This is a genomic window from Nostoc sp. C052 (genome assembly GCF_013393905.1).
GTDB lineage: Bacteria > Cyanobacteriota > Cyanobacteriia > Cyanobacteriales > Nostocaceae > Nostoc.
On the sequence record NZ_CP040272.1, the window covers coordinates 2812667 to 2839503 of the forward strand.

The window sequence follows — 26837 nt, forward strand, 5'->3', positions numbered from 1 at the left end:
ATCGATGCCGATATTTATCTGTTTACCAAGTGCATGAGACGTAGGTTAGGTTACGCAAAGCCTCCACCCAACCTACAAAATTTTTGGCATTTTGTTCAAAAATCAAACAGTAATCCTATAAAATATTTTATGTTTGCTTGCGGTTACAATACATTACTAAAAGTATAAATAATCCTATTCCTGCCAGATATTTAATCGGCTCAGGTATGCTGGGATTAGGTGAAAAAAAGCCTTCGATCGCACCAGCAAGAATCAACATTGGTACAATCCCAAATACTAGCTGCACCGCCTGAGAACCGTAGAATTTCAGTGCATCCCCACGGCGATATTTACCAGGAAACAAAATTGCTCTTGCTAATAAGAATCCCGCACCCCCAGCAAAAAAGATCGCGGGTAATTCCAAAGAACCATGCGGAAACACAAAAGCCCAAAAAGGATAAGCTAGATTATTTTGACCAACTAAAGTACCAACAGCACCAATCAATAAACCATTAAATATCATCAAATAGGCTGTGTATGCTCCAGCCGTCATGCCACCAGCAACAGCCCCAAAAGACACCGATAGATTATTGATCATGATACTGCTGGATGCCAGAGGTTCAACACCAACAATTGAACCCATCCATAATTTATGCTCATCTCGCACCTTGGTAATCAAGCTTTCAGGTACAATCAAAGGCATAAAGCTGGGGTTTTGCCAGGAATACCACCAAGCCACTAGTGCGCCTAGTAAAAATAGCGCCGTTGCCGCACCAATGTATACAAAAGCTTTCTGGACTATAGATGGTAATCCCCAACGGTAAAACTTTAGGATTGCCTGCCATTCCTGTCGCCGGGAACCTTGGTAAATCTGCGTATATGCACGAGTTGTTAAAGATTGTAAACTTTGGATCAAAGTATTGCCGATTTGCTGAGTGCGGGCACGTGCCAAATCTGCCGCAACTGAACGATATAAACTCGCTAACTCTCTAATTTCTGCTGCTCGTAAGGATTTTAACCCTTTTTTTTCTATCTGCTTTAATAGGGCATCTAAACGCTGCCAATTTGGTTCTCGTCGTGCAATCCAACGTTGAATATTCATGAATTTTGGGAACACTGAATTTAACTTAGCTTAAGATAGCCTCAAATTCATCTCCGTAGTTTCAAGGGAAATTTATCATTATGTCTGAAAACTTTGGATCTTCCGGCCAGATACAACCACTGAGTATCGGTAACGTTGTTAGTGCTGCTGTACGGTTGTATCGTTCTCATCTGAAGACTTATCTTAACCTGGCTGCGATCGCACACTTGTGGGTTCTAGTTCCTGTGTATGGTTGGGCAAAATATGCAGCCATCTCTGGACTAATTTCACGCTTGGCTTTTGGAGAATTGATTTACCAGCCTGAAGGTGTTCAAACTGCCAGTAGCCATATTAATCCACGTCTTTGGTCATTTTTAAGAGTTGCTTTCCAAGTCGGTATATCTTTGGCTCTAATTTATTTGGGACTAGCGATCGTGGGCGGTGTAGTAGCTGGTTTGATCGGGGTAGTATTAGGAGGAATATTAGGTAGTTCAAGCGTTATAGTCATAACCACATTGGCAATAATTGTAACGGCAGGCATTATATTATTAGGACTAACCTGGTTCTACTCTCGTTGGATAGTAGCTGAAGTGCCGTTAGCAGTAGAGGAAAATATCAATGGTGGTGAAAGTGTTGCCAGAAGTTGGGAGTTAACTAAAGCCTCAGTATTTCGTATTCAGGGCGTTGTTTTAGTTGCTTTTATCGTGACATTGCCGTTGGTGTTTGTATTAAACTATATACCTAATTTATTCCTAATCAGGCTTGAGCCTGGTACTGCTATTTACTCGATTGTCTATCTTATTTCTGTGATTGGAAGCTTGATCGGTGGAGTTTTAATCATGCCATTCTGGCAATCACTAAAAGCTGTTTTATACTTGGACTTGCGTAGTCGGCGTGAAGGTCTAGGCTTGCAATTACGAGAACCTCCCTCGCAAGATTTTCGTTAACTCAACATCTTAATCCAACTCTATTAATTTTGAATTAGTTAAAATATGCGCTTTTTTAATCGCATCACATTCCAGACTCCAGAAAGTGTAGAGTTGGAATTTACTTTAGCGGGAATCGGTAATCGAGCTTTGGCACTGCTGATTGACTATGCAATCTTGATTGTAACCTTGCTTGGATTTTTACTTACCTGGACTGTCTTTTCAACGCAACTCTTCAATTTTTTTGAAGGCTTAATTACGAATGCTCGGAATTTAGGAATTTGGTTAATAGCAATTTTCTTCCTGATTGCATTTGCAATTTACATCGGCTATTTTGTATTTTTTGAAACTTTATGGTTCGGGCAAACTCCTGGTAAACGGGTTGCTAAAATTCGTGTAGTTCGAGATGATGGTAGACTCATCGGGCTACAACAAGCAACACTACGCGCCTTACTAAGACCCTTTGATGAAACTTTGTTTATTGGCGCTTTTTTAATTATGTTCGGTAGCCGCGAAAAGCGCTTAGGTGATTTGGCTGCTGGCACAATTGTAATTCAAGCCCAAACACCCACTGCATCTGCAACATTGACAATTTCAGAACAGGCAAAAACACTCCATGAACAGTTAGTAGACATTGCCGATTTATCACCATTGATGCCAGATGATTTTGCAGTTATTCGTGAATATTTGCAGCGACGTGGTGCAATGTCATTCAAGGCAAGAGCTTCATTATCTCTAAAGTTAGCCGAACAAGTTGTAGCTATTATTAATTTAGAAAAATTGCCGGAAACTGTTACACCTGATGTTTTTTTAGAAGCAATTTATCTTGGTTATCAAAAACCAGAATTTTAGGTTAGAGATGGCTAAATAAAAAATAATTGCCCGTAATGAACACAGTACCCTAGCTACAATTCAGTAACTTCTGTCTGGGACTTCAGTTGAGATGAAATCAGGGGAATTTTGGGCGCAAGAAAAAATCCAATTAAACTGGCAAAAAGGATTGGTGTAAAAGGACTTAAATTAGTCAGCTTTGACAGTAGCAAAGTCGTACTTATAGGTGTACGTGTTACGGCTGCATTCAGAGCCGCCATTGTACAAATCATGGCAAGAGCGGGATTAAGCCCTGGAATTAAGATTACTACTGCTTTACCAATACAAGCACCAGTGAAAAATAGGGGGATGATGAATCCACCGCGCCACCCACCAGTTACCGTTAAGCTAATGGCAGCCATTTTACCAAGAGCAAGAGTTAAGAGAAAAACAGCACCAAAGTTAGTAGTGAGAACTGACTCTAATTCTTCATGTCCAAAATAACGGGTTAGGGGTAATAAAACTGCTAAAGTGCCAAGCGCAAATCCTGCTAATGTTGTGCGTACATAAATGGGGCCGGGAATTCGAGCAAACAAGCGATCGCAGCCGCGAAAAATGCCCATAAAAATCCATCCCACCACCGCCCCAATGATTCCGAATATAATAGCGATCGCAAAATCATCGATCTTTTCTAGGTGGTATTGGGGAAAATGCCAAGTGGGTGCAATTCCCAAATGTGTAATTGCTGCAAATACTAGATAACTAGCGCAACTTGAAACAATGGCTGGCATCAAGGCTTCATAATATTCCACAATATGCTCATGGTGTAAAATCTCCAGGGCGAACATTGCACCGCCAAGAGGTGCGCCAAATAAAGCGGTGAAGCCAGCCGCCATCGCTGCTAAACTGATAGTCCTGAGGTCTTCACCCTGAAGTTTTAAGCGATCGGCAACCCAAGTACCAAAAGAACCTGTTACTTGTACTAGTGGTGCTTCTGGCCCAGCACTGCCGCCTGCCGATATGCTGATTAGAGAAGCAAGAATCATTGAGGGATTTTTGCGAGAATCTAAGCGTCCGCCGCGAAAATGGATATTATCAACAATCACAGCAATTTCACCGGGATTTCCCAAGAAATGAATCACCAGCCCGATAACTAAGCCGGCTAGTGGCATCACGATCAGGAGGCTAAAACCTTCAAATCGCTGTAACTGGTGAGTTAAAAGTTCTAAAACATTCCAGTACAACGCAGCAAATAAACCACCAGCAGTGCCCACAGCTACCCAGAGGATTAGCCACTGCGAAATCATCAAGGGATTACGTTTTACCAGTCCAAAAAGTTGGGCAAATGTCCAGCGTTGAGTTTGATTGGTAGCGGTGGGCTTTTTTGGTAACACAGCTTATTTCCTATTTGTGAAACGAAGAATGATGTCCTTTTTCAATACGTTTGTCATCACTGACATCAATTAAGTGAAATTGTTGCGTTTGAGCTTTGTCAAATTCAGGCAGAGATAACTAATAATCAGTAGTCAGTTATCAGCGAGTGTAAATTACTGACAACTAACTACTAACTAATTACTTAAAAATCTAAAATCGGCCAATCTGGTTCACGATAATAGCGTGTCATGTTATCAAACTTTCGCAACTCGATGCGATCGATCGAAAATTCTGGCAAATTAAACAGCCATTGTTCATTCAATTCCGAAAGCATTGTGCTGAAGCTTGCACGGTCTAAGTCAGATGAAACCTCCCCAAAATAGGCTAATGTAACATGGGCTGTGAAATGATAATGCTGCTCAATACCCAAGGCAATTAACTTGGGATTTTGATAAATTGTTCGACGAAATTTAATAATTTCTTCGTAGCAGCGTTCATCTTGAGGTACTAAACAAACGGCTATCGCTCTTGGCATCAGTATCAGTCCCAGCATTTGCCATTTAATCGGATGACTCCTATTTGTCATCAATTGTTGATATTGCTGAAACACTTCAGCCAAACAAGAATGTAACTCCTCATCAAAGTTGGGATTTTTTTCGTAGGCGTCAAGGTAAGCATTGTCCCAAATTAAATCCGCTAAAGTCAGATGGAAGCTAGCAGGAGGTACAGGTACAATCAAATTACGGTTTACAGGCAACTGTAAAAGTTCCTGTTGGTAAGTCTGTAATTTGGCATAGAAAGCAGAGTTTTGTGATTCTTCTTCTGCTGGCGGGGTAATTAGGGTATAGCCAGGAAAGGACGCTGCTTGTCTCAGCCCAGAATGTGGCTGAAATTTAGAAGATTCCTGAATATGCTGGGCTTGGGATCTGTAGGCTTCTGGCAGCGTCAGTCGTGCTAGCCGATTTAAGTAAGTTTGATAGTTGTCGTCCAATCTTCATAGCCTCACGCTCTCACTTGATAGATTTTAGGGAAAATTACCTTAATTAACAGAATGATTTCAAAAGTATTTAATTTTTGGGAGTGGGGAATGGGGACTGGGGACTGGGGACTGGGGATTGGAGATTGGGGATTGGAGACTGGGGACTGGGGATTGGGGATTGGAGACTGGGGACTGGGGATTGGGGATTGGAGACTGGGGACTGGGGACAGAGCAAGGGAGAAGGTTTTCCCCTCTGTACCCCGCACCCTGCCCCTTTTGAGCGGTCTTTCAACTCAGCACTCAGCACTCGGTACTCAGCACTCTTCATTAAGAGGTTGATCTATGCCAATGTATGTTTACTGGGGTGAAGATGATTTTGCGATGGAAAAGGCGATCGCTATGCTGCGCGATCGCGTCCTTGATCCCCAATGGACAAGCTTTAACTACACGGCATTCTCCCCCGATCAAGCTGATGCTGCTATCCAGGGGCTAAATCAGGTCATGACGCCTACTTTTGGGGCTGGTGGGCGCTTGGTATGGCTGATCAATACAACCTTGTGTCAGCACTGTCCAGAGAATGTGTTGACAGAATTGGGGCGATCGCTACCTGTGATTCCCGAAAACTCATTTTTATTGCTCACCAGTCGCAATAAGCCAGATGAACGCCTCAAATCTACAAAATTATTAAAACAGTTTGCGACCGAATTTCGAGAATTTCCCCTGATTCCTCCTTGGAAAACAGAATTACTGGTGCAATCTGTTACTCAAGCAGCCCAGACTGTGGGTGTAAAACTAACTGCCAATACTGCCCAACTGTTGGCAGAATCCGTAGGGAATGATACACGGCTTCTTTACAATGAGTTAGAGAAATTGCGGCTATATGCCCAAGGTAGTAATCAGCCTTTAGATACAGATACCATTACAAAGTTAGTAAGAAATACTACTCAAAATAGCTTACAATTAGCAGCAGCAATCAGAACAGGAGATACAGCTAAAGCTTTGACAACCTTAGCAGATTTGAGCAATGCTTCCGAGCCGGGATTACGGATAGTTGCCACGCTGATTGGACAATTTCGCACCTGGCTATGGGTGAAGATTATGATCGAAAGTGGTGAGCGCAATCAACAAGCGATCGCTACTGCCGCCGATATCGGTAATCCCAAACGGCTCTATTTCTTACAGCAAGAAATCAGATTGCTATCTGTGCAACAGTTAATCTCTTGCTTACCCTTACTACTGGAATTAGAAGTGAGCCTCAAGCAAGGAGCATCAGAAACATCAACACTCCAGACTAAAATAATCGAACTTTGTCAAGTATGCCGAGGAAATTGACAATCAAATATAAAAACTTGATGTATTGAACAGTTACCGGAACTTCCAACTCCGAAAATAATTCAAAGTCCTTATAATATCCCTGATGTAGTTCTGGATCACAAACTATATGAAGAAAATTTCCGATTTATTTTCTCGAACTAGCCGAAAGCGAATCCTTACACAATCATTCTTTTTTGGTGCGATCGCTACTGTGGGTGTGATTTCCAACGCTTTTTCATTCAGTTCAAAAGCTTATGGTCAAACTCCAGCACCAATCGTTAACAATACTGAAATTAACAGCTACGCTCAAGCCGTGCTAGCAATGGAACCGGCCCGTCAAAATGCCTTTGAAGAAATTAAAAAACTTATTGGCAATGGAGAAATTCCTAAAATTGTTTGTAACGATCCTAACAGCATAAATAATCTTCCAAAGAAGGCTCAAGATATCGCAGTAAATTACTGTAATCACGCTCAAAAAATTGTCGAAGATAATGGTTTAAGATTTGAACAGTTCAACAAAATTACTATAGAACTACAAAACAATACTATTTTAAAGAGGCAGGTTTACAACACCTTATTACGCCTGCAACAACCTTCTGAACCTCGGTAATTAGAAAGGCTTTAAACCAAAGCTCGTAGTGAGTTATAGCATTTCCCAACAACGCAAACGAGCTTTAAATTGCCTAGATTAAACATGTAATAGAGAGATGCAGAACACAGATATAATTGTCATTGGTAGTGGTATTGGCGGTTTAAGTTGTGCTGCTCTTTTGGCACGGTATGGCTTTAATGTAATAGTCTGCGAAAGCCACTCTACTCCTGGTGGTGCCGCCCACAGTTTTGAGCGCAACGGTTTCAAATTTGACTCTGGCCCTTCCCTCTATTCTGGACTTTCTTACAGCCCCTCTGCCAACCCTTTGCGACAAGTACTAGATGCCATTGGTTCTGAACTCCCATGCGTAACCTACGATACTTGGGGTTGTTGTCTACCAGAAGGTGATTTTGACACCTCAGTTGGTGCCGAACAATTTTGTGAAGTACTGATGAAATTCCGTGGTCATAATGCCGTAACTGAATGGCAGAAACTCCAGCGCGTTATGGAACCATTCGCTAGTGCAGCAATTTCCATACCACCAGCGGCATTACGCTTTGATCTTGGTGCAGCTAGAACTGTAGCCCCCTTTGCCCCATCTTTGATAAAACATCTAACAGATATCATCAAGTTGACGGGCCCCTTCAGCCGGATTATGAATGATGTTGTTAAAGACCCATTTACTCGAAACTGGCTGAATTTGCTGTGTTTTCTGCTTTCTGGACTGCCCGCAGATGGTACTAGTGCCGCAGAGGTAGCATTTATGTTTGCTGATTGGTATCGACCAGATGCAGTACTGGAATATCCCATTGGTGGTAGTGGTGCTTTAGTTGACACCCTTGTACAAGGGCTAGAGCGTCACGGAGGGAAGCTGAGATTGGGCGCTCATGTGGAGCAAGTGCTAGTAGAAGGCGATCGCGCCGTAGGTGTGCGTCTGCGCGATCGCCAAGAAATTCGGGCAAGTAGGGCAGTAATTTCTAATGCTTCGGTTTGGGACACACTGAAGCTACTACCAGAAAAGGCAATACCCAAACAGTACCGCACAAAACGACAAGCAACGCCTGAGTGTGATAGCTTTATGCATCTACATCTAGGCATTGATGCTCAAGGATTACAGTCAAATTTGCGGTGTCATTACATCGTCGTTAATAACTGGGAATTGGGCGTAAGCGCACCTCAGAATGTTGTAGTCATATCAATTCCTTCAATTCTCGATCCATCTCTAGCACCACCAGGTAAACACGTGATTCATGTGTATACTCCTGGTAATGAGCCATACTCTATCTGGCAGGGAATGGATAGAAGCAAGGAAGAATATGCCGAACAAAAGCGATCGCGTGCAGAAGTAATGTGGCAAGCGCTACAGCGGATCATTCCAGATATTCGCTCTCGTTGCGAAGTCACACTTATTGGTACACCTCTAACTCACGAACGTTTTCTGCGCCGTCATCAAGGTTCCTACGGCCCAGCAATTAAGGCTGGATCTGGTATGTTTCCTGGCCCTGGCACACCTCTAGCAGGACTGATATGCTGTGGAGACTCGACATTTCCCGGTATTGGTTTACCAGCAGTCGCCGCCAGTGGTATGATTGCTGCCAATACCCTTACATCTGTTAATAAGCATTTAGCTATGCTTCAGGATATCAAGTGTATTTAATTTTTCAGATTGCTATAGTTTGATTTATTCTTGCCGACTTACTTCTTGGTTTAGAGACTTGTTCTAATCCACCAACTTATTTTCTCCAAATTAGAATCTATTTCCTGCCAAAAGCTTGCTGAAGAGTCTACTTCTTTTGTTGCTGTAAGTATTGTATTTATACTGTCAAAGTTTTTTTGAATCAACTGCTTATCTAGTTTAGGAATATCTAATTTAAGATACTTCAGGCGGTTGGGTAACTCTACTTTCTCTTTTGTCGGCAAGTAAGGAATCCGATCAACTTGTTCTAGAATTTTTTCTACTGATGTAATTACTTCTTGTAGGCTCGGCTTTTTCGTTTGTAATTGTAAATCTTTTTCTTCAAAGGTTTCTTCTTGATTATCTAACTTTACTGTCACTATTTTGACGAAGAAAATATTGTAATCTACCCCAATAACTTCACCTATTTGATTGTAATATTTTCCACTTTTACTTATTAGTACTATGTCACCTTTCTCAATTCTGTTGTTCATGATTTATATAGTCTTTGAATTAAGTTGCAAAATTTATCAACTGCTAACTTTACTAGACTACTAATGTAGTAGGCAATTTGATGGTAAGGCTTACCTGCACTCCTTCCCAATGGGTTCAACTTTGATGAAAGACTCTAACCCAGTCCATTCTTCACTAATAGCAGTTAAATCATTGAAAACTTCTACAGTACGCGTTGTCATTCGGCTTCGAGTTTTTTCAGGATTTTGCGTAAATAAGCTGCTAGCCAATGTTTTGTGTCCAAAGTCCAATATAATACGGTAAATCAATAAACTTGTCGGGGATTACCGTAGGTTTACTGAAATCTAATATTTCTTGACCCCTGAAAGCAGAGTGATAATGTTGACTAAGTTCTTTCCAACCCGACTGTTAGGTATGGCTTTTGCCTTCCTCCAGAGGTTCCAACAACGAAGAATCCGCACTTTTTCCATACTGTTTGCAGTAGGACTTGGCTTAACTTTGGCTCTCTCTGCTTGTTCTCCAAGTGCAAGCGAAAACTCTAACTCTGGCACACCGCAGACAACCCAAACCCCCACCCCCAGTCCAGCAGCTAGCGGTATTACAGTTCGCATCGGCTATCAAAAAGCCTCAACTGTTCTCTATGCGCTGAAGGCAAGAGGGGAATTAGAGAAAGCTTTCGCAGCTTCAGGAACTTCCGTAACTTGGTCGGAATTTCCGGCTGGCCCGCCAATGCTAGAGGCATTAAATGCAGGCAGTATTGATTTTGGCTATACCGGAGAATCACCACCTATATTTGCTCAAGCTGGGGGTATTCCTTTGGTTTATGTTGCCTACGATCCTTGGAGTACCAAGGCTGAAGCCATTTTAGTACCTAAGAATTCGCCTATTAAAAGTGTAGCTGAACTCAAGGGCAAAAAAGTTGCCTTTGCCAAAGGTTCTAATGCTAACTACCTATTAGTGAAAGCGCTGGAAAAAGCAGGGATACAATACAGTGACATCAAGCCAGCAACTCTGCCACCAGCCGATGCTCGTGCTGCCTTTGAGGGAAATAACGTTGATGCTTGGGCAATTTGGGACCCTTACTTAGCCGCAGCAGAAGCAGCAACAGGCGCACGTACTTTAGTAGACGCGACGGGATTAGCCCCCAATCGTGGTTATTATTTGGCTGCAAAATCTTTTGTTGATGCCAAGCCGGATGCTTTGAAAGTAGTTCTGGATGGAGTCAAGAAAGTTAGTGACTGGGCAAAAAATAATCCTACTGAAGTTGCTAAGTTTCTTTCCCCAGCTTTGGGTATAGATGCTCCTGTATTGGAAACAGCAGAAAAGCGGCGTGAGTATGATGTACTTCCGCTCACCGATGAAGTGATTACTAAACAACAAGAAGTTGCAAATACCTTCTACAAACTTAAATTGATTCCAAAAGAAATCAAAGTCAAGGAAATTGTTTGGCAAGGTAAATTGAATTAGGACTTACGCAAAAACCCTCTCAAACTCTCATTTCTCCGTAGTAGCCTGCGGTAAGCCGCTCCGCGTCTACGTTTTTCCTTATTTGTGCGTAAGTCCTATGAATAATTCGTGATGACGTTTTCACGGCTGTACTTGGTGGAGTAATTTTATACTTTATACTTCACCTTGACTTTTTTAGTAGATTTCTATATGTTTATTACCAACTTGACTGAACCATGAAAAATTAATAAACTTCACTGCTGGTGTTTCTAACTACTCCCAATCATTTGACAAATTTATAAATTCGTCATTGCTTGATAAGCATCTGAGGGGGTCAGACAACGCCTGGAACCCTTATTCTTTCGTTGACCCCCTCAGATAGCTTGCTGAGTAAGCCTTTGAAGTGTGTCAGAATCAGTTTTATTGAAAGAATTTATCAACTATTCCGCTGGAAAAACGACCCCCTCAGATTGACCCCTCTCAAGCTCAATTGTGACAAGGTTTCTAGAAGAGTGACCTTTTTCATAAACTCCCCCTCACGGGGATGGGTGCGACTATCAGTCGCACATGAGAGTGAGTATCGAAATACTCCAGGCAAATGTCTATGCCAGTACCCACCCGAAGGGGCATCGTGGGTAACTATGGTGTCTCAAAGCTAGAGGGAAATGCGTAAAATCTACTAGCCGAAAGTGGCTATAGCGCTAGGGTAAAACCATTGACGGGTTAACGTGAGTGAACCTTTGTAGAGGCATCGTGAAGCGGAAATACTGAAATGGCTGAAACAGTATTTGGGGAGAGATATTCCGCCCTGTCCTCGGAATATAAGACATCTTTGATTCCCCCGGTGTATAGAAGGAACCCAAATGGTTGCATCTCTTGTGTGTGATATGAATTAACCCCAATGGGGTCTGACAACTAGAATCTATGCTGTGAGTAGAGATGGGAGTAATCTCGCTTTAATTCCCCAGTGGGTGTAAGATGCTGCAAAAAGCGAAGGCTGCTATACCGAAAGGTAACAGGAATACATAACTGGGCAGATAGGTCATTCAGGACTAACTTGAAAGAGTGCTGACGTGTGGCGAGTGAATCCCTTGACGGCTAACTTGATAGATTCCGAACTCTTGGGGAAAAGTTAGACGCAATTGAAAAATTGTGAACGTAACCTTAGAGAATTACTCAATTTGAACAAATAGCGTTTAGCGCTTTCAAAGAATGTAGTCAGGTAACTTAAACAGAAAAACCTTTCAAGGAAAACTAGAGTGGGTAACGACAACCGGATTATGTCGTTATCCTATCAATATATATTGATGAAATTCTAGGATTTGCTAAAGCCGGATGCTTGGAAAGCTTGCATGTCCGGTTTGTCGGGGGAAAGGGATAGAAATATCCCTGCCCTACCCATTAAACTTTCTTCCATTAGACTTATCCGCAAAATGTAAATGCTTACTGTGAATGGGTTTGAGCAATTCAGATTGAATAGGCGATCGCTATCTTACTCTACGAGAAAATAGGTGTTTGGCGGCATTCTGAGACAAAAAATTAAAATTAGAGTAAAAAGTACAAAACGATGAAATCAATTTCAGGATAAAAAATTAAGTATTAATGGTTAAGGATACTAAGCGATTAAGTCTTAACCTAATCAGCCCACAAACTGCCAGAATTACCTGACTATATCGATGACGAGCGAGACGGAATTTTTCCGAGGCTACTCGAAATATTTTTACCCGACATATCATGTGTTCAACGGCAATTCTGCGAGACGAAAGTTGTTTATTCTCTTGTTTTTGGAATTCCGAAATTTCTGTATTCTTTCGTTTCTTATGAGGTGTGGTAATGGCATCATCTCCAATATAGGCCTTATCACCTATAAACCTTTGTGAGTCAGCAAATTTATTCCGAGTATCTCGAAATACTCGAAATAAATTAATATCACTTGTTTTTCCCAGCATTCCCACACAGATATCTACAATATCTTCACCACCTGGTAAGACAATAAACTGGTTTTTTAGAGTATGCATTTTTTTCTTACCAGAGTAATATCTTTTTTGTTCTTGATAGTCTACAGGTCTCGCTGTAGCCTGTTCTGCACTATCAACAATTAATTCATACTCGGACAGCATTTGCTGCAATTCTTGATATTTTTGACTATCTACTGACGCTTCTTCTATTTGAGATGCTGGTAAAATTTCTCTCAAAATATCTACCCAATAGTTAAAAGCATCATTCGCTTTTGTTTTGGAAATATCAAAGAGTAACCCTAAAATTTCAAAAATTGGTTTTTGTCTGATGTAAACTAGACACAAGCATATTCCTTCTTTCGGTGACATCTCTGGTTTGCGTCCGCCTCCCTTGGCAATAATCCGAACTTTATTTTTTTCAATTTCTGCTTGTTTCTCTCTATGCCTTTTTTCCGCTAAGGATACCAATGCTAAAAACTGGTCATAATTAATCCCTATTAATCGTTTTGCTTCGTGGGGATGTGATTCAATTCTTGCTAAAGGGTTTGTCATATTATCTACATATAATTTTTACTCCGTTTTTTATTATCCCACTTTGTTTATATTAAGGATAAGTCTATTGCATTTAAATCCTCATCAATCCAACGTGTTTTAATTCCTTTACCCCTCACGGGGATGGAAACTGTAGGTAATATTTGTTTTCAAAGCAGTAGTGTCTGTGTTTTAATTCCTTTACCCCTCACGGGGATGGAAAAGTTGAAAGGACGTTGCGATCGCATTTGCTTGGATAATTAAACTATGGATAAGTCGGGGGTAGTACCTCCGGCTTTTTTTATGCCTTTTGAGCAACTCATATAACCCATATACGAAGTCATATAAAAATAGCATTTACGCAAATACGAACTCATATATCAACCTGAGAAAATTGAAATATAGGTAAGAAAAGAAAACTTTCTGACCTACAACTAAACCTAGTTGGCTTCAATTTATGTCTACCCTTTACATCACCGAACAGGACGTATCATTCCAAATTCAACACCATTATTTAAAGGTGTTTCATCAACAAAATCAACGTATTTGTATTCCAATTCGTAATCTCAGTCAGTTCATCATCTTTGGTAATATCAGTTTACCCAAAGAAGTCATTCAAATCGTTCATTCACATCAGATTCCCGTCTTATATCTAACCCAAACCGGTGAATATTTAGGACGGCTAGAAAACCCATCTAAACTACAAGCAAAATATCTTACCTACCAACGTAGACGCGCACGCGATATTGAATTTAACCGCGCTACAGCAGAAAGTATTATCTGGGCAAAATTGCACAATCAGCATACTTTTCTGCAAAGCTGGACTCGCCACCACGCTAATCACACAACTCAACGCGTATTAAATTACCTGACGCTGCTGATGGACAACTTACCAATAGCACCAGGAATCGACGAACTGAACGAATACAGCGAAGAAGCTGATAATATTTATTACGATGCCGTTGCTTCTCTACTGAGCTTCTACAACAAATGTCCGCGTACAACTGCAAAGCGCATTAGCCAACTAATAAACCTGGGAAATCAACTGCTGCATCAATATATTTACACACTGCTGAACACCGCAGGACTCGACCCAGACTATGCAATTTTACACCGCGATGGTAATTATGAACTGCCCTTAGCATGGGACTTTACCGCAGAATTTCGCGCACCTATTGTCGATGACTTGGTGTTAAATTTTGTTCGCAATTTGACTAACACCAATGGGAATGGGAATGGTAACGGGAAAAGCCAGTCACACAATCTTCTGCAAAAGTTTCTCCAATATTGGGAAGCAAAATTGCGAATTTTTGTACTGCATCCTTACGCTGGAGAAGTAAGTTATCGTCAATGTCTCGACTCACAGGTACGGGAATATCTTGCATCTTTACTGGGAGATATAGAATTTTACCGTCCCCTAGCGTTAAAGTTTCGTCCTGCACATTCAGACTTCACCAATACCATTGAACCGCAAACTGTTCCTCTAAAATTGGTGAAACGATGATGTTTTATTTAGTTTGCTACGACATTGTTAGCGATACCCGTCGCAATAAAGTGGCGAAACTTCTAGAAGCTTATGGTTTGCGGGTGCAAAAATCGGTTTTCGAGTGCGTGTTGGATGAAAAGCAGTATGAAAACCTATCCAAATACCTCTTCCGACTCGTTAACAAACGCGAAGACCAAGTTAGATTCTACCCCATGACTGCACACAATCGTTGCAAGGTCGCAGTATTGGGAACGCAACCTGAGTTTGTAGTAGATGACGCTGCGTTTATAGTTTAGATCGCGCAACCCCTAACAAAGTATTACCCACACAAATTATCACAAAATGAACGCTTGGAAAAAAGCACGCGCTCCACCTGTGCAAAAATCTCTGCGCTTTCGGTCAAGTTTGGACATTCGGAAACTTTTGAATGCACATTCAAGCTGTCAAATTCCGTTTGATTTTCGCTGCAAAAGCCCAAAAACAACTTGATTCATTATCCCCAAAAGACCGCAAGCAATACGATAAAGCTTTTGAATGTTTCGCTAATAATGGGGCTACATATCCCAGCTTAAGAACCATCGATATCGTTGCAAAGATGGCGAACTCTGGAGTTCTTCTGCATCAATGGCGAAACGGTTTTACTGGCGTTATATGGAGGATATGAGCATCATCATTACCCATTTAGATTCGCACTAATCAAGGTCAGAATTCAGGAGTCAGAATTCAGGAGTCAGGAGTCAAGAGTCAGAATTCAGGAGAGTATTTGATGAATGAATATATCAATCATACTAGACTCCTGATAAATTCTGACTTTTGACAATTCCTTGAAATTGCTGTTTTAAGTGCCTTTTGTCTGGGAAATTTTAACTTGTTTATTATGTCTAATATTCGTCGAATCACCACACGCGAACGACATCTGATTTTACTCTATAGCAATTGGGAGTTTAGCATGACACCAACACAATTTTATGCTAAATGGGCTGTAAGTTATGAACTAATTGCCTTAATATGTTCCCGTTCGGATTCAACAGTTCGAGGCTGGTTTAGAAATGGCTCTAATCGACGCTATCCCACCCATAATGATTTACTCCATCTGGCTTTGATGGATTTTTTTCTCGAACATTTCGAGGAGATTCCCGAACAGGTTTTGGACTGGTTGCACCTTGACCATCTTGAATTATAGCCGATAAAAATCCACAAATTCAGTAATTTGTCAATAGCATCTTGCTCTGTCTTAGAAAATACTCATAGCCTACGGTAATGATAGTCATTTCAAAGCTGAGTTTTTGAGTATTTTACAGCATTTGTAAGGTGGTTATTATGACCTATTTTCAGCAACTGCATCCGTGGTGCATTATTCGCGTTTTATCTAACGAACAACTGTTGGATAATGCTAGTGTGAATTCTGGTGTTCAACAGTCTAATATTGTTTATTGTTGCACGCTTTCGCCGTCGTAATGATGCAGTTGCTTACTTACAAGTGTTGCAACATTCAATCAAAAATATCAAATTCTTGATTATTTTTGATGTGCAAGGAGTGCGAAATTTACCCGATATGAAGCTTTGAGTTGATTGACTTTATCTAAACACCTGCGTCTTTGTTAATATCAGTTATAAAGTTTCTGAACCCATAAGCTGAACGCTTAATTAGCTTGAGCTTGTTATTGATGCCTTCAACAGCACCACTTGTTGTCCTATTATCAAAGTAAGCTACTATTTCATCAAACCATCGGATAAAAGTATTGTTACTATTTGAGAAATATTTTTTAGCAATTGAAGTGCCATATACCCAATTTAAAGACTGCCGGATATCAATCATTCGTTTTATTAAAAACTCTTCTAAATTTCTCTTTTAATTCATGCATTAATTTTAGGCTAGGAGACACAGCTTTCACCTGAATAAGTTTATTTTTTTTGCTCTTCGTTTAAATCTGACTCATTTTTAAGTAAAACATATTTACTTTAGAGTTTATTAGCGATCGCTCTCCAGGTGGGGTCATCTCACAAAATCGCATTGCTCCCGTTGATTTTTGCATTTCGCCAAAGTATAGGGGTATGAGTAGCATTCGCGCAGAAAGCCGAGTTAAGAGATATTACATGAGTAAGACAAATATTCTTAGAAGCTGAAACCCTTATTTTATCGTTGAGTAGTGACTCGATAAACGTAAAATGCTCCCGCGTATCCCGGCTGAACCCCCAATCGAGATCCAAGTAGTACAGCGTGGCGCTATCAGAATGACGGGCTTTATCATCCCATCAAGTAAACTCCAGACCAAAGCGATGTCATCAGACAAGCCGCTGCGCGTCTATGCCCTTCCCAGTTCTGGGGGAGAGTCAGCACGACAGCGATCGCCTACCTCATGTATTCCTGATAAGCAATTTTTATTAACGCTATCAGCCTTTTTGTGTCAAGTCCTGTTGACTAATTGTAACAATATTGTTATATTAGTTTACATAACTAAACAAGCAAAAGAAAAAACTATGTATACCACTGTTAATGAAAACGGCGTTCTCAACAATTACGCTCCTGTTCCCCAGGTATACTGCGCTGAATACCCGGCAATTTGGGAACAACGTAACTACGTTATACAAGGTGCAGTTGCAGCTATGTTTGTTACCGCTCTAGTTTTGGTTGCTTTTGCGGTTAGCTAAGATTTTTTGATTTCGGTATCGCTGTATCTCATCGTAATTCGTACTTCTCCCCCTAGCCTCGGTACTTAACGCCGGGGTTTTTTGCTGTGGAGTGCGATCGCTATAAAGCGGGCGTTCCGCCATCGCAATTCAAAAGAAAAGTTTCACGTCGCGCATCTCGGCTCAATGCCCACTTGTAAGCTCATCATATTAGGCTTTTTGGGGACTTACATTGTTTTATTGACATAACCTAACCAAAAAAACTTTATAGCACTACTCATTTAGCTTGCCTCAATAATGTAAGCCACTTGCCAATTCTCATCGACGACTTGATCGCGGGCAATTTGTAACCTGGACTAAACAGACAAAGCATCAGCCAAATCCCGAAGTAATTTTGCTCCATCACCACGCCATGCACTACCATGCATACACGCCAGCGTTGCTGGTTCGGTGGCTGCCAATTTATCCAGCAGAAGGCGAGTATTCTTCGTATGAGAAAAATAATCCATCCCGTGGCGGAATGCTTCGCTCTTGCCGAGAATATCCGACTCAGTGAGTGGTTCGATCTCGACACCGCCTTGAGTAAAGAGGTCGCCACAAAACAGTGTCTTGGTGCGTTCTTCCATCAGAAATCCACAATCCCACCCGTGGGGTAGATGGGGTGTATCGAACCAACGAATGGAGTTTTTGCCCAACGAGAGCAACTCACCGTCCTCCAAGGATCTTGCCGAACGATCGGCAAGGTCGTTGACAGATACCATTGCTGCGATCGTGCCACAAAGGGGCGACGAGTTTGGGGCTACAGCTAGCCATTCATTGAGCGATCCACACTCGTCTGCTTCAACATGAGAAAAGGCGATATAACGCAGGCGTTCTACTGGCAATATACTCGCAACCGCCTCGCGTACCAAGGGAAACATCTTGCGCGGCCCAGTATGAAAAATTAATGATTCGTCGTCAACAATCAGGTATTGATTGAATGAAAATCCTCCCACTCCACCTGGGAGGGCGATCGGTGTATTAATCCTGTAAATCCCCTCAGCAACTTCATAGACATTCGTTCCTGACTGGGTATTTGTTATGACCATTGTTTATTCTTCCGAGCAAGTTTAGTGGTCAAATGAGCAATCGTATTTATTGTTCTGATTTTTCTACTCTTCAGTTCGCTACAGGGGTGTCTGTCGGTCATTTTCAAGAGTGTTAGTATAGCACCTAGTCCTATACTTTAGGGTAAAATAGTAGGTTGGGGACGACCGATTACTGACACAGCAGCAACAGCAACAGAAGCGCACTTCTATGGTAAGTAAGTTAGCGGCAGGTTATAGCTTATCTGAATCTCTTGCCAGTACATACCAATACTTACATAACTAGTTACTATGCACATTATGGCTAATAATTAAACTTATGGAGCCAAATGTTGAAATTCGCCGTTTGTTAGATGTAATGCCTGCTTCTGGTCGGATGACGACAAAACTTGTTAGTAAACCAGAACAGGCAAAAGTGATTGACGCCTCCTTTCCCCAACCCTGGAATCAGGCGCGACCGATATATATTAATTTCGATTTGTGGCGTCGCTTGACAAAGCCGCAACGAGACTTGCTGCTATTGCAGATGGTTAGCTGGTTAACGGGGGTAAAGTGGTTTAAACCCGATATTTATCAAGGTGCGGTGTTAGTCGGGTTGTTAGGCGGATTCTTGGAAGCAGCACAGTCAGACGTAGTGGGTGTAGCTGTAGCTGGGGGATTAAGTGCGATCGCTGCTTTTCGGATCTGGCGTACTAATAAATCTCAAGAGTCAGAGTTAAATGCCGATGCTGCTGCGATAAAAATAGCACAGAGACGCGGTTATTCCGAAGCTGAAGCAGCACAGCACCTATTATCTGCAATTGAAGCGGTAGCCAAAATTGAAGGGCGTGCCAGTTTCAATTTTACCGAGTTGATTCGTTGCCAAAATTTACGAGCGATCGCAGGTTTATCACCAGTGGGTATACCAGAAAGCTACGATAGGTAGAAATAGTTAAAAATTAAAGAATCAGGAGATTATTTGATAAATGAATAAGTTTTAGCTCAGATTATTATTACAATCTGCGGCAACATTTTTGATAGAAATAAATTTCATTTTTAACTAACAATGTTAAACCAAAAAATCATCAAATATACTTCGAGATTATCTTTTCATTCTCCTTGGTTTATTATCATTATTTTTTCTGGTCTTGGTTTAATAGGTATCCTCAATCATTCCATGTGGCGAGATGAATTAAATCCCTGGCTTATTGTTAGAGATAGTGAATCTTTTGGAGATTTAATTACAAATATTCATTATGAAGGTCATCCTCTTCTATGGTATTTTTCTCTGGTGCTTTTAAAAAGCATAGTAGATAATCCTATTATTATGCAAATTTTTCATTTGGCAATTACTGTTGGTTCTGTTACTATTTTTTGCCTATATAGCCCTTTTAACTACAAACAAAAATTTTTATTTTCCTTTGGTTTCTTTCCTTTTTACGAATATCTTTTAACTTCTCGAAACTATGCTTTTAGTATGTTGTTCATTTTTGGATTCTGTACAGTTTTTTCATCTAGAAAAAGGACTTATACTTATTTGGCAATTTTATTAGGTTTACTAGCAAATAGTAATATTTACGGTTTATTTGTATCATTTTCTTTATCATTAACTTTGCTAGCTGAATTTTGTTTTGATAGTGAACATCGACATCAGTATTTTAGTCAAAGCCAAAAGTATGATCTGTTTTTAAGTATTGTAATTATCACCTTTTCTTTTATTTTATCAATTTATATTATTACTCCTCCGATAGATAGTTATCTTTATGGTGGGTTAAATAATGGTTGGGTAATCCAATTAGATATCCGTCATTTGTTGATAAGCATGGGCAGAATATTTGGTAGTTATTTATTAATTATTCCTGCACACAAAAAATTGCTAGATTTAATTGTTTGTGCGCTAATTACTCTATTCGTCGTGATTTTGACCTTGATTAAATTATCTAAAAAGCCAGTTCCTTTCTTTTTCTATACTATAGGTAATTGTATAATATTTGCCTTTACCTACTTCAGATTTATCGGTGGTTCTCGGCATTATGGACATTTTTATTTAATCTTTATAGCTGCTTTATGGCTGGCAAGTTATTATCAAGAGTCTCAAGTTTTACTCAGTAAGTTTTCTATTCGTCCAAATTCAATTACATTTGTTCACCAATGGCATCATATCGTTCTGATGCTAATTCTTTATGTCCAGTTTGGGGGAGGTATTTATAATTTTTCAAGAGATTTAGTTGTACCATTTTCTGCCAGTCGGGAAACAGCCCAATATATTCAAAAAGCTGGGTTAGATAATGAGTTTATTGTCGCTAGTCGAGATGCAACTATGGCTCCTTTGTCGGGTTATCTCAATCGAAAGTTTTACTATCCTGAGCTTCAAAAAATGGGAAGCTTTACCCTATTTAAAAAAGGTCGTCAAGAGGTCGAACAAGCTGAAATATTAAGCCAAATTAATTTTCTCCTCAAGAATCAAGATGAGGAAAAGAAAATTTTGCTGATTTTAAATCAAAAACTGAATGTCAACCGCAATGATTTGAAAATTGTTCCAATCAAAGATTTTGAGAGAAGCTGGACGAGTGATGAACTATATTATCTTTATTGGGTAGATGCAGCATAAGGATAATCAGGGTCATTTCATTACTATCTAGCCCGCCTCAAGCCTTTGGACAACAGGTACAAAGTATTGAGCATCCAACTAGCGCGATGACGGTTTCAGTATATCAATGATGAAATGATGTTTTTTACATCCTTTGACTAGCTTGCCACCACTGATAACTAGTTGCAAAGGGTGAAGCTACTCTACACTGGAATAAGAGAATGTGTATTTAACTGAACTTAGATGTTAGAGACTGAGGAGTTTATTGATACCTTCTCGGTGTTGGTTATGAAGTGCTTACCTCGTGTGGTAAAACTTAAGTTAAATTCTGTCAGTTACTAACGGAGTTGATGGGAATGGGTAACTTTATTATTTTTGCCTTGATAGTCGTTTACGGAGTCGGCGTTTTGAAGTTCTGGAATGGGTTTGAGCGGACTAATTTTAATCCAGCCTTGAGCAATCGTATTCGTTTATCTTTGCTATGGCCAGCTTTGTTTGTTATAAATCAATCCTATCGTCGAAACTTTAGAAAGGCGTTGAAGGGCTAGGTCTTAGTATTAGGTGTATTAAGTCTAACATCATACGATTTTGACAGTTGACATATATCTCAATATAAATCTAACCCGCTAACCTCCCTTCCTTAATAAGGAAGAGAGGTTAGCTTGCTCTTTTTAGGAGAGAGAGGAATTAGGGAGGGATAAGTTCGTTAACCGTTGGAAAATATTTCAGCTGATGACTTTACGAATTATTTACCATTGGTTAATAGATGGATTGCTGCACCAACAGCGGCACCATCAACAGCATTGCCCAGGGTATCTCTGCTATCGCCAGTAACTACGCCGGTTACTGCGCTAGCCCCTGCACCGACTCCGATATCTTGAGCGGCGTTCCGGTGACGGCGACCGCGAGTGTCTCTCAGACCATTTGCGCCATTTACGGCTGCACCAGTCACACCACCCTTAACAGCATTGCCTAATACACTACCATTTCCCCTAACAGCTCCAGTGACAACGTTGGTAACAGCACCAATACCTGCGTCTCTCAGTACTTGGTCATCAGCAGCAGCGGGTTTGGCGGGAACTAAAGTTACACCAGCTAAACTTGCAGCCATGAGGCTGGGTAGAAGTGTGCGTTTTAGGATTTTATTCATTGTATTACCTTCTCAAAACATCAAACAATTGGCTAAAAACCAAAGTTACTGGAATCTGATAAAAGATTTTTTCATCTGAACAACAGCAACTATTTATTGTTCGAGTACACATATATCATTGCATTTGCAAAGTCATGACTACATCTACTGAAAGCATGAAGATAGATTCAGTCTACAGAAGGCCTTACTGATTTATTAGACCATACTAGGGATTACATATTGACAAAATAAATAAAATATGCAATTGGGATTTATCATTCCTAGCAAGGGATTTATCATGAAAAAGTGCGTAGTGTTTACCCTATCTATCTCAAGATAGTTGGCAAAATAATTAAACTAACCAATTCTCCAAGCTTAGTCCTTCAACTCGCAGCAAGTCAGAGTCATTAGAAACCAAAACTAAACCGCGTGCGATCGCTGTAGCCGCTATTAATACATCAGCCTCTTGTATTTTCCTACCCTTTCTTTTTAACTCTGCATGAATTTCGCAGGATTTTTCTATAATTTCTAAATCATCTAAAAATAAAATTCTATAAATTCCACAGAATTTATTTAAATCAGATATCTGTCTGGTAGCATTTGCATAAAGCAATCCTCTTTTTGATTCAAAATAGGTTATACAACTTATAAATACATCTTCTCCCAGAAAACGCAACTCCTCTAGCTTACTATTTACCTTTTGATTCTTCTTCAAAATAGCCGTTAATATATTCGTGTCAAGAAGATAGCCCATTTATTTATTCCTACCTCCTTTCTACTGCGGCATCAAACATCTCTATTTGCTCTGGTGTTAAATCATTTAATGTCCCCGAAACTGCCTCTATTACTAAAATACTATCAATTCTGTCTGTTAATTCACGTTCAGAAAGAGCATTTATAAATTCCGGTGAAAACTTATCCAACAAATTAACTAAATGTTGAATAATCTCTTGTTTATCTAATCTTTCTTGATAGAGATTATTATTTTGAATTAACTTATCGACGATTTTTGATAACCGTGCGATCGCTATATCTCTTTTCTCCGAAACTTCTTGCATAACTCTCTTCTAAATTCTTTAAGTGATTTATTCAATTATAGTTAATCTTTTTTAGTGAACCTCAGCGCTCCTCCATGTAAAAAAAGGCGGGCAAGATGCCCACCTCACAAAATTTTGAGAATATTCTGTTGCTATTAACCCAACAATGCCTTTGCTTTAGCTAATACATTATCAACTGTGAAACCAAATTTCTCTAGGAGAACATTACCAGGAGCGGAAGCACCAAAGCGATCAATACTAACAGTATCGCCTTCAGTACCAACGTACTTGTGCCAACCGAAACTGCTAGCAGCTTCTACAGACAAACGCTTGGTGACAGCTTTTGGCAGAACGGACTCTTTATAAGCTGCATCTTGTGCGTCAAACAAATCCCATGCGGGTAGTGAGACAACACGGACTTTCTTGCCTTCAGCTTTGAGTTTTTCGGCTGCGGTGACGGCGAGGCTCAATTCGGAACCAGTGCCAATTAGGATGATATCAGGCGTACCTTCGCTATCTACCACAATGTATCCACCCTTAGCCACTTCCTCAACTGATGTACCTGCTAAATTGGGGACATTTTGACGAGTGAACGCCAATAGGGTAGGAGCGTTTTGGCTTGCCCTTTCAATTGCTATTTTGTAAGCCCCAGAGCTTTCGTTTCCGTCTGCGGGACGAATCACTGTCAGGTTAGGAATAGCACGCAGGGAAGCGATGGTTTCAATTGGTTGGTGTGTGGGGCCGTCTTCACCTTGTCCAATTGAGTCGTGGGTTGTTACCCAAATCACGCCAGCGCGGGAGAGGGCAGATAAGCGGATGGCAGCACGCTGGTAGTCGGTGAAGATTAAAAAGGTAGCTGCATAGGGAATCAATCCCGAACCATGTAGCGCTATGCCATTAGCGATCGCGCCCATACCATGTTCCCGGACACCAAAGTGGATGTTGCGGTTTTGGTATTCTCCTTTTTGGAAGTCACCGATACCTTTGAGTTCGGTCAGGTTGGAGTGGGTTAAGTCAGCCGATCCACCAATTAGCCCAGGGACAACAGCCGCTAGTTTGTTCAGAGAAATTTCTGAGTGCTTACGGGTGGGCAACCCCTTGTCTTCGGGAGTGTAGGTTGGTAGTACTTTATCCCAACCGTCGGCTAGTTTGCCACTAATGTAATTTTCAAATTCAGCTGCTTCTTGGGCATACTTGGCTTTGTAGTCGGCGTATGTTTTATTCCACTCAGTTTCGTAATTAGCACCGCGCTCAACTGCTTTGCGGAAGTGATTCAGGGCTGCTTCTGGAACTTCAAAAGGCTCGTATTCCCAACCCAAATTTTTCCGAGTTAAGGCAACTTCGTCTGTACCAAGGGCTGCACCGTGAACCCCAGCAGTGTTTGCTTTGTTAGGTGAACCGAAACCGATGGTAGTTGTCACCTTAATCAAAGTTGGCTTATCAGTGACAGCTTTTGCTTCGGCGATCGCTTTTTCAATTCCAGCTAAATCGGTATTGCCATCTTTGACATGGAGGACGTGCCAGCCATAAGCTTCAAAGCGCTTGGAAACATCTTCGGTGAATGCTACATCTGTAGAACCATCGATCGAGATGTGGTTGTCGTCGTACAAAGCAATTAGTTTACCTAATCCCAAGTGTCCCGCAAAAGAAGCAGCTTCACCAGAAACGCCTTCCATGTTACAACCATCACCCACGATTACGTAAGTGTAGTGGTCAACAATTTTAGCATCGGGTTTGTTGAACTTAGCAGCCAAATGAGCTTCGGCGATCGCTAAACCGACTGCATTGGCAATTCCCTGACCCAAGGGGCCAGTTGTGACTTCCACACCTTCTGTTTCAAAGTTTTCTGGGTGTCCGGGAGTTCTAGAACCCCATTGACGGAATTGCTTAATATCTTCAATGTTTACACTGTCGTAGCCTGTCAAGTAGAGCAGGGCGTACTGCAACATTGAGCCATGACCGGCAGACAAGACAAAGCGATCGCGGTTAAACCACTTGGGATTCTTGGGGTTAAACTTCAAAAAGCGATCCCAAAGTACAAAAGCCATCGGAGCCGCGCCCATTGGTAGTCCTGGGTGTCCCGATTTTGCTTTTTCTACGGCATCAATAGCCAAGAAGCGGATCGAGTTAATAGCCAGTTCTTCGACGGACAATTCTTTGAGGGATTGGGTTGCAACAGTCATAATCTCTTGTTTTTAGCGACGGGTTAGCACTCTTCGTAGATTCTTTTGCTGGGGTAATTTTAGATTCCCCACAGTATCTTCATCATCCCACTCCCGCTTGTGGATGGACAAGCGGGATCTCCTGAGTTTGTGGTGATAAATCAAGCTGATAATTGGGTCATGCTGAACGCTTACTTTATATCTGAATGTTCTGATACTTTGGGCATTGGGCATTGGAAAGAGGCAGAGGGGCAGGGTGCGGGGGGCAGAGGGGAAAACTCTCCTCCCTTGCTTCTTCCCCTGCCTCCTGCCTCCTGACTTCTTTTAAACGTATTTTTTAAAAGCCAATGTGACATTATGACCGCCAAATCCGAAAGAATTAGATATTGCTACCTCAACTTTTTGAGCGCGGCTAGAGTGAGGCACATAATCTAAGTCACACTCTGGATCGGGATTTTCTAGATTGATTGTTGGGGGAATTTGGTCATTAGCGATCGCTAGTACTGTTGCTACTGCTTCAATTCCGCCAGAACCGCCTAATAAATGACCTGTCATCGATTTAGTGGAGCTAATTGCCACCTTATAAGCATGTTCTCCCAAGGCTTTTTTGATTGCTGAGGTTTCAGTTGAATCATTAGCTGGGGTGCTAGTGCCGTGGGCGTTAATATAGCTGATCTGTTCGGGAGTTATGTCGGCATCCTTGAGGGCTAGTTCGATGGCTCTAGCGGCTCCGAGTCCACCAGGTACAGGGGAGGTGATATGGTAGGCGTCACAGGTCATACCATAGCCGATCATTTCAGCATAAATGTGAGCGCCGCGACTGATGGCATGTTGCAGTTCTTCTAGAATTAAAATTCCTGAACCTTCACCTAAGACAAATCCGTTGCGATCGCGGTCAAAGGGACGGCAAGCATGGGCTGGATCATCATTGCTAAAAGAGAGTGCCTTGCAGGCGGCGAACCCAGCTATCGACAATGGTGTGACAGCTGCCTCTGTTCCCCCGCAAATCATCGCCTGGGCATATCCCCCTTGAATTAAGCGAAAAGCGTCTCCAATGGCGTTGGAACCAGCAGCACAAGCTGTTACGGGGCATGAGTTTGGCCCTTTCGCACCCGTGTGAATTGCCGTTAATCCTGCGGCCATATTGGCGATCATCATCGGGATCATGAATGGACTACAGCGATCGGGGCCACGGTTGAGGTAGATAGTTTGCTGGTCTTCTAATACCTTAATGCCACCAACGCCAGAACCGATCATGACACCGACCTGTTCTGCATTCAGGTCATTGATCACTAACTCCGCGTTAGATAGAGCCTGTTGTGCTGCCGCAACCCCAAACTGGGAAAACCGATCCATGCGCTTGGCTTCTTTACGCTCCAAGTAATCATGCGGATCGAAGTTTTTCACCTCACCAGCAATTCGGCAATCATGGCGAGACGCATCAAATAATGTGATGTAGTCAATGCCATTGCGTCCACTTAATAATCCATCCCAATATTCTGTTGCTGTGTTACCTATAGGTGTAATCGCGCCAACACCAGTTACAACAACGCGTTTACGTGTATGATCTGTCATGATTCAGTTAAAAATGGCGAAAAA

The 26837-nt window shown here is 41.3% G+C and carries 27 protein-coding genes and 1 pseudogene; 16 read left to right on the forward strand and 12 right to left on the reverse strand.

Going from position 1 to position 26837, the window contains the following annotated elements; translation table 11 throughout:
* Positions 1–127: 127 nt before the first annotated feature.
* Positions 128–1081 (reverse strand): stage II sporulation protein M, encoded by a 954-nt coding sequence (locus tag FD723_RS11180; protein ID WP_179065405.1) that lies wholly within the window; start codon positions 1079–1081, stop codon positions 128–130.
* A gap of 80 nt (positions 1082–1161) precedes the next feature.
* Here FD723_RS11180 and FD723_RS11185 point away from each other — a divergent pair, with 80 nt between their 5' ends.
* Both FD723_RS11185 and FD723_RS11190 read left to right on the forward strand, forming a co-directional pair.
* The gene (locus FD723_RS11185; protein ID WP_179065406.1) at positions 1162–2007 is read left to right on the forward strand and encodes a hypothetical protein; all 846 of its coding nucleotides are present in this window, start codon (positions 1162–1164) and stop codon (positions 2005–2007) included.
* A gap of 45 nt (positions 2008–2052) precedes the next feature.
* Positions 2053–2838: an RDD family protein gene (locus tag FD723_RS11190; RefSeq protein ID WP_179065407.1), complete on the forward strand. Its 786-nt coding sequence runs from the start codon at positions 2053–2055 to the stop codon at positions 2836–2838.
* Between the two features lie 53 nt (positions 2839–2891).
* Here the strand turns inward: FD723_RS11190 and FD723_RS11195 are convergent, their stop codons facing one another.
* A complete protein-coding gene (locus tag FD723_RS11195; protein ID WP_179065408.1) occupies positions 2892–4190 on the reverse strand; it encodes a chloride channel protein in 1299 nt (432 codons plus the stop codon).
* A gap of 182 nt (positions 4191–4372) precedes the next feature.
* Positions 4373–5161, reverse strand: coding sequence for a DUF1868 domain-containing protein (locus tag FD723_RS11200; protein WP_179065409.1), 789 nt, complete (start codon positions 5159–5161; stop codon positions 4373–4375).
* 60 nt (positions 5162–5221) lie between these two features.
* On the opposite strand from FD723_RS11200, the gene FD723_RS11205 reads away from it, so the two are divergent.
* The 4 genes from FD723_RS11205 to FD723_RS11220 all read left to right on the forward strand — a co-directional run bounded on the left by FD723_RS11205 (position 5222) and on the right by FD723_RS11220 (position 8712).
* A complete protein-coding gene (locus FD723_RS11205; RefSeq protein WP_179063509.1) occupies positions 5222–5488 on the forward strand; it encodes a hypothetical protein in 267 nt (88 codons plus the stop codon).
* Positions 5489–5491: 3 nt separating this feature from the next.
* Positions 5492–6481: a DNA polymerase III subunit delta gene (gene holA / locus FD723_RS11210; RefSeq protein ID WP_179065410.1), complete on the forward strand. Its 990-nt coding sequence runs from the start codon at positions 5492–5494 to the stop codon at positions 6479–6481.
* 109 nt (positions 6482–6590) lie between these two features.
* The gene (locus tag FD723_RS11215) at positions 6591–7073 is read left to right on the forward strand and encodes a DUF4168 domain-containing protein (RefSeq protein WP_179065411.1); all 483 of its coding nucleotides are present in this window, start codon (positions 6591–6593) and stop codon (positions 7071–7073) included.
* 97 nt (positions 7074–7170) lie between these two features.
* Positions 7171–8712, forward strand: a complete 1542-nt coding sequence (locus tag FD723_RS11220) for an NAD(P)/FAD-dependent oxidoreductase (RefSeq protein WP_179065412.1) — start codon at positions 7171–7173, stop codon at positions 8710–8712.
* 50 nt (positions 8713–8762) lie between these two features.
* On the opposite strand, the gene FD723_RS11225 is transcribed toward FD723_RS11220, so the two are convergent.
* Positions 8763–9224, reverse strand: coding sequence for a hypothetical protein (locus tag FD723_RS11225; RefSeq protein ID WP_179065413.1), 462 nt, complete (start codon positions 9222–9224; stop codon positions 8763–8765).
* A 358-nt stretch (positions 9225–9582) separates the two neighbouring features.
* On the opposite strand from FD723_RS11225, the gene FD723_RS11230 reads away from it, so the two are divergent.
* Positions 9583–10671 carry a sulfonate ABC transporter substrate-binding protein gene (locus tag FD723_RS11230; protein WP_179065414.1) on the forward strand — a complete coding sequence of 363 codons (1089 nt, stop codon included), beginning with the start codon at positions 9583–9585 and terminating at the stop codon, positions 10669–10671.
* 1571 nt (positions 10672–12242) lie between these two features.
* Here the strand turns inward: FD723_RS11230 and FD723_RS11235 are convergent.
* Positions 12243–13160: a transposase family protein gene (locus tag FD723_RS11235; RefSeq protein ID WP_179065415.1), complete on the reverse strand. Its 918-nt coding sequence runs from the start codon at positions 13158–13160 to the stop codon at positions 12243–12245.
* A gap of 436 nt (positions 13161–13596) precedes the next feature.
* Between FD723_RS11235 and cas1 the strand changes: the two genes are divergently transcribed.
* The 5 genes from cas1 (at position 13597) to FD723_RS42675 (ending at position 16192) form a co-directional block, all read left to right on the forward strand.
* Positions 13597–14643: a CRISPR-associated endonuclease Cas1 gene (gene cas1, locus FD723_RS11240; protein WP_179065416.1), complete on the forward strand. Its 1047-nt coding sequence runs from the start codon at positions 13597–13599 to the stop codon at positions 14641–14643.
* A complete protein-coding gene (gene cas2, locus FD723_RS11245; RefSeq protein WP_179069113.1) occupies positions 14643–14921 on the forward strand; it encodes a CRISPR-associated endonuclease Cas2 in 279 nt (92 codons plus the stop codon). The genes cas1 and cas2 overlap by 1 nt, the downstream gene beginning before the upstream one ends.
* A gap of 131 nt (positions 14922–15052) precedes the next feature.
* Positions 15053–15289, forward strand: a complete 237-nt coding sequence (locus FD723_RS11250; RefSeq protein ID WP_256875143.1) for a hypothetical protein — start codon at positions 15053–15055, stop codon at positions 15287–15289.
* A gap of 213 nt (positions 15290–15502) precedes the next feature.
* Entirely contained in the window at positions 15503–15808 is a 306-nt protein-coding gene (locus FD723_RS11255; RefSeq protein ID WP_179065417.1) for a hypothetical protein, read from the forward strand.
* Positions 15809–16051: 243 nt separating this feature from the next.
* Positions 16052–16192, forward strand: a complete 141-nt coding sequence (locus FD723_RS42675) for a hypothetical protein (protein WP_256875144.1) — start codon at positions 16052–16054, stop codon at positions 16190–16192.
* A gap of 15 nt (positions 16193–16207) precedes the next feature.
* Here the strand turns inward: FD723_RS42675 and FD723_RS44115 are convergent.
* Positions 16208–16575, reverse strand: a pseudogene (locus FD723_RS44115) (transposase); the annotation flags it as partial.
* A gap of 531 nt (positions 16576–17106) precedes the next feature.
* Here FD723_RS44115 and psb34 point away from each other — a divergent pair.
* Positions 17107–17277 (forward strand): photosystem II assembly protein Psb34, encoded by a 171-nt coding sequence (gene psb34, locus FD723_RS11270; RefSeq protein ID WP_141699918.1) that lies wholly within the window; start codon positions 17107–17109, stop codon positions 17275–17277.
* Positions 17278–17612: 335 nt separating this feature from the next.
* Here psb34 and FD723_RS11275 read toward each other — a convergent pair whose 3' ends face one another.
* The gene (locus tag FD723_RS11275) at positions 17613–18344 is read right to left on the reverse strand and encodes an MBL fold metallo-hydrolase (protein WP_179065418.1); all 732 of its coding nucleotides are present in this window, start codon (positions 18342–18344) and stop codon (positions 17613–17615) included.
* 316 nt (positions 18345–18660) lie between these two features.
* Here FD723_RS11275 and FD723_RS11280 point away from each other — a divergent pair, with 316 nt between their 5' ends.
* From FD723_RS11280 to FD723_RS11290, 3 genes are all read left to right on the forward strand, one after another.
* Positions 18661–19266 (forward strand): DUF3318 domain-containing protein, encoded by a 606-nt coding sequence (locus FD723_RS11280; protein ID WP_179065419.1) that lies wholly within the window; start codon positions 18661–18663, stop codon positions 19264–19266.
* 120 nt (positions 19267–19386) lie between these two features.
* Positions 19387–20931, forward strand: coding sequence for a hypothetical protein (locus tag FD723_RS11285; protein ID WP_179065420.1), 1545 nt, complete (start codon positions 19387–19389; stop codon positions 20929–20931).
* A 335-nt stretch (positions 20932–21266) separates the two neighbouring features.
* A complete protein-coding gene (locus FD723_RS11290; RefSeq protein WP_179065421.1) occupies positions 21267–21458 on the forward strand; it encodes a hypothetical protein in 192 nt (63 codons plus the stop codon).
* A 197-nt stretch (positions 21459–21655) separates the two neighbouring features.
* Here the strand turns inward: FD723_RS11290 and FD723_RS11295 are convergent, their stop codons facing one another.
* From FD723_RS11295 to fabF, 5 genes are all read right to left on the reverse strand, one after another.
* Positions 21656–22060 carry a hypothetical protein gene (locus tag FD723_RS11295; protein ID WP_179065422.1) on the reverse strand — a complete coding sequence of 135 codons (405 nt, stop codon included), beginning with the start codon at positions 22058–22060 and terminating at the stop codon, positions 21656–21658.
* A 331-nt stretch (positions 22061–22391) separates the two neighbouring features.
* The gene (locus tag FD723_RS11300; protein WP_179065423.1) at positions 22392–22793 is read right to left on the reverse strand and encodes a type II toxin-antitoxin system VapC family toxin; all 402 of its coding nucleotides are present in this window, start codon (positions 22791–22793) and stop codon (positions 22392–22394) included.
* Between the two features lie 10 nt (positions 22794–22803).
* Positions 22804–23097 carry a hypothetical protein gene (locus tag FD723_RS11305; RefSeq protein ID WP_179065424.1) on the reverse strand — a complete coding sequence of 98 codons (294 nt, stop codon included), beginning with the start codon at positions 23095–23097 and terminating at the stop codon, positions 22804–22806.
* 134 nt (positions 23098–23231) lie between these two features.
* The gene (gene tkt, locus FD723_RS11310) at positions 23232–25259 is read right to left on the reverse strand and encodes a transketolase (RefSeq protein ID WP_179065425.1); all 2028 of its coding nucleotides are present in this window, start codon (positions 25257–25259) and stop codon (positions 23232–23234) included.
* A gap of 303 nt (positions 25260–25562) precedes the next feature.
* On the reverse strand, positions 25563–26813 hold the full coding sequence (fabF, locus tag FD723_RS11315) for a beta-ketoacyl-ACP synthase II (RefSeq protein WP_179065426.1): 1251 nt from the start codon (positions 26811–26813) through the stop codon (positions 25563–25565).
* Positions 26814–26837 lie beyond the last annotated feature (24 nt).

Excerpts from the sequence above, each read along its gene's own strand:
- FD723_RS11180 (WP_179065405.1), bottom strand. The coding sequence starts at position 1,081 with ATGAATATTCAACGTTGGATTGCACGACGAGAACCAAATTGGCAGCGT.
- FD723_RS11185 (WP_179065406.1), top strand. The coding sequence starts at position 1,162 with ATGTCTGAAAACTTTGGATCTTCCGGCCAGATACAACCACTGAGTATC.
- FD723_RS11190 (WP_179065407.1), top strand. The coding sequence starts at position 2,053 with ATGCGCTTTTTTAATCGCATCACATTCCAGACTCCAGAAAGTGTAGAG.
- FD723_RS11205 (WP_179063509.1), top strand. The coding sequence starts at position 5,222 with ATGATTTCAAAAGTATTTAATTTTTGGGAGTGGGGAATGGGGACTGGG.
- holA (WP_179065410.1), top strand. The coding sequence starts at position 5,492 with ATGCCAATGTATGTTTACTGGGGTGAAGATGATTTTGCGATGGAAAAG.
- FD723_RS11215 (WP_179065411.1), top strand. The coding sequence starts at position 6,591 with ATGAAGAAAATTTCCGATTTATTTTCTCGAACTAGCCGAAAGCGAATC.
- FD723_RS11220 (WP_179065412.1), top strand. The coding sequence starts at position 7,171 with ATGCAGAACACAGATATAATTGTCATTGGTAGTGGTATTGGCGGTTTA.
- FD723_RS11225 (WP_179065413.1), bottom strand. The coding sequence starts at position 9,224 with ATGAACAACAGAATTGAGAAAGGTGACATAGTACTAATAAGTAAAAGT.
- FD723_RS11230 (WP_179065414.1), top strand. The coding sequence starts at position 9,583 with ATGTTGACTAAGTTCTTTCCAACCCGACTGTTAGGTATGGCTTTTGCC.
- FD723_RS11235 (WP_179065415.1), bottom strand. The coding sequence starts at position 13,160 with ATGACAAACCCTTTAGCAAGAATTGAATCACATCCCCACGAAGCAAAA.
- cas1 (WP_179065416.1), top strand. The coding sequence starts at position 13,597 with ATGTCTACCCTTTACATCACCGAACAGGACGTATCATTCCAAATTCAA.
- cas2 (WP_179069113.1), top strand. The coding sequence starts at position 14,643 with ATGTTTTATTTAGTTTGCTACGACATTGTTAGCGATACCCGTCGCAAT.
- FD723_RS11250 (WP_256875143.1), top strand. The coding sequence starts at position 15,053 with ATGCACATTCAAGCTGTCAAATTCCGTTTGATTTTCGCTGCAAAAGCC.
- FD723_RS11255 (WP_179065417.1), top strand. The coding sequence starts at position 15,503 with ATGTCTAATATTCGTCGAATCACCACACGCGAACGACATCTGATTTTA.
- psb34 (WP_141699918.1), top strand. The coding sequence starts at position 17,107 with ATGTATACCACTGTTAATGAAAACGGCGTTCTCAACAATTACGCTCCT.
- FD723_RS11275 (WP_179065418.1), bottom strand. The coding sequence starts at position 18,344 with ATGGTCATAACAAATACCCAGTCAGGAACGAATGTCTATGAAGTTGCT.
- FD723_RS11280 (WP_179065419.1), top strand. The coding sequence starts at position 18,661 with ATGGAGCCAAATGTTGAAATTCGCCGTTTGTTAGATGTAATGCCTGCT.
- FD723_RS11285 (WP_179065420.1), top strand. The coding sequence starts at position 19,387 with ATGTTAAACCAAAAAATCATCAAATATACTTCGAGATTATCTTTTCAT.
- FD723_RS11290 (WP_179065421.1), top strand. The coding sequence starts at position 21,267 with ATGGGTAACTTTATTATTTTTGCCTTGATAGTCGTTTACGGAGTCGGC.
- FD723_RS11295 (WP_179065422.1), bottom strand. The coding sequence starts at position 22,060 with ATGAATAAAATCCTAAAACGCACACTTCTACCCAGCCTCATGGCTGCA.
- FD723_RS11300 (WP_179065423.1), bottom strand. The coding sequence starts at position 22,793 with ATGGGCTATCTTCTTGACACGAATATATTAACGGCTATTTTGAAGAAG.
- FD723_RS11305 (WP_179065424.1), bottom strand. The coding sequence starts at position 23,097 with ATGCAAGAAGTTTCGGAGAAAAGAGATATAGCGATCGCACGGTTATCA.
- tkt (WP_179065425.1), bottom strand. The coding sequence starts at position 25,259 with ATGACTGTTGCAACCCAATCCCTCAAAGAATTGTCCGTCGAAGAACTG.
- fabF (WP_179065426.1), bottom strand. The coding sequence starts at position 26,813 with ATGACAGATCATACACGTAAACGCGTTGTTGTAACTGGTGTTGGCGCG.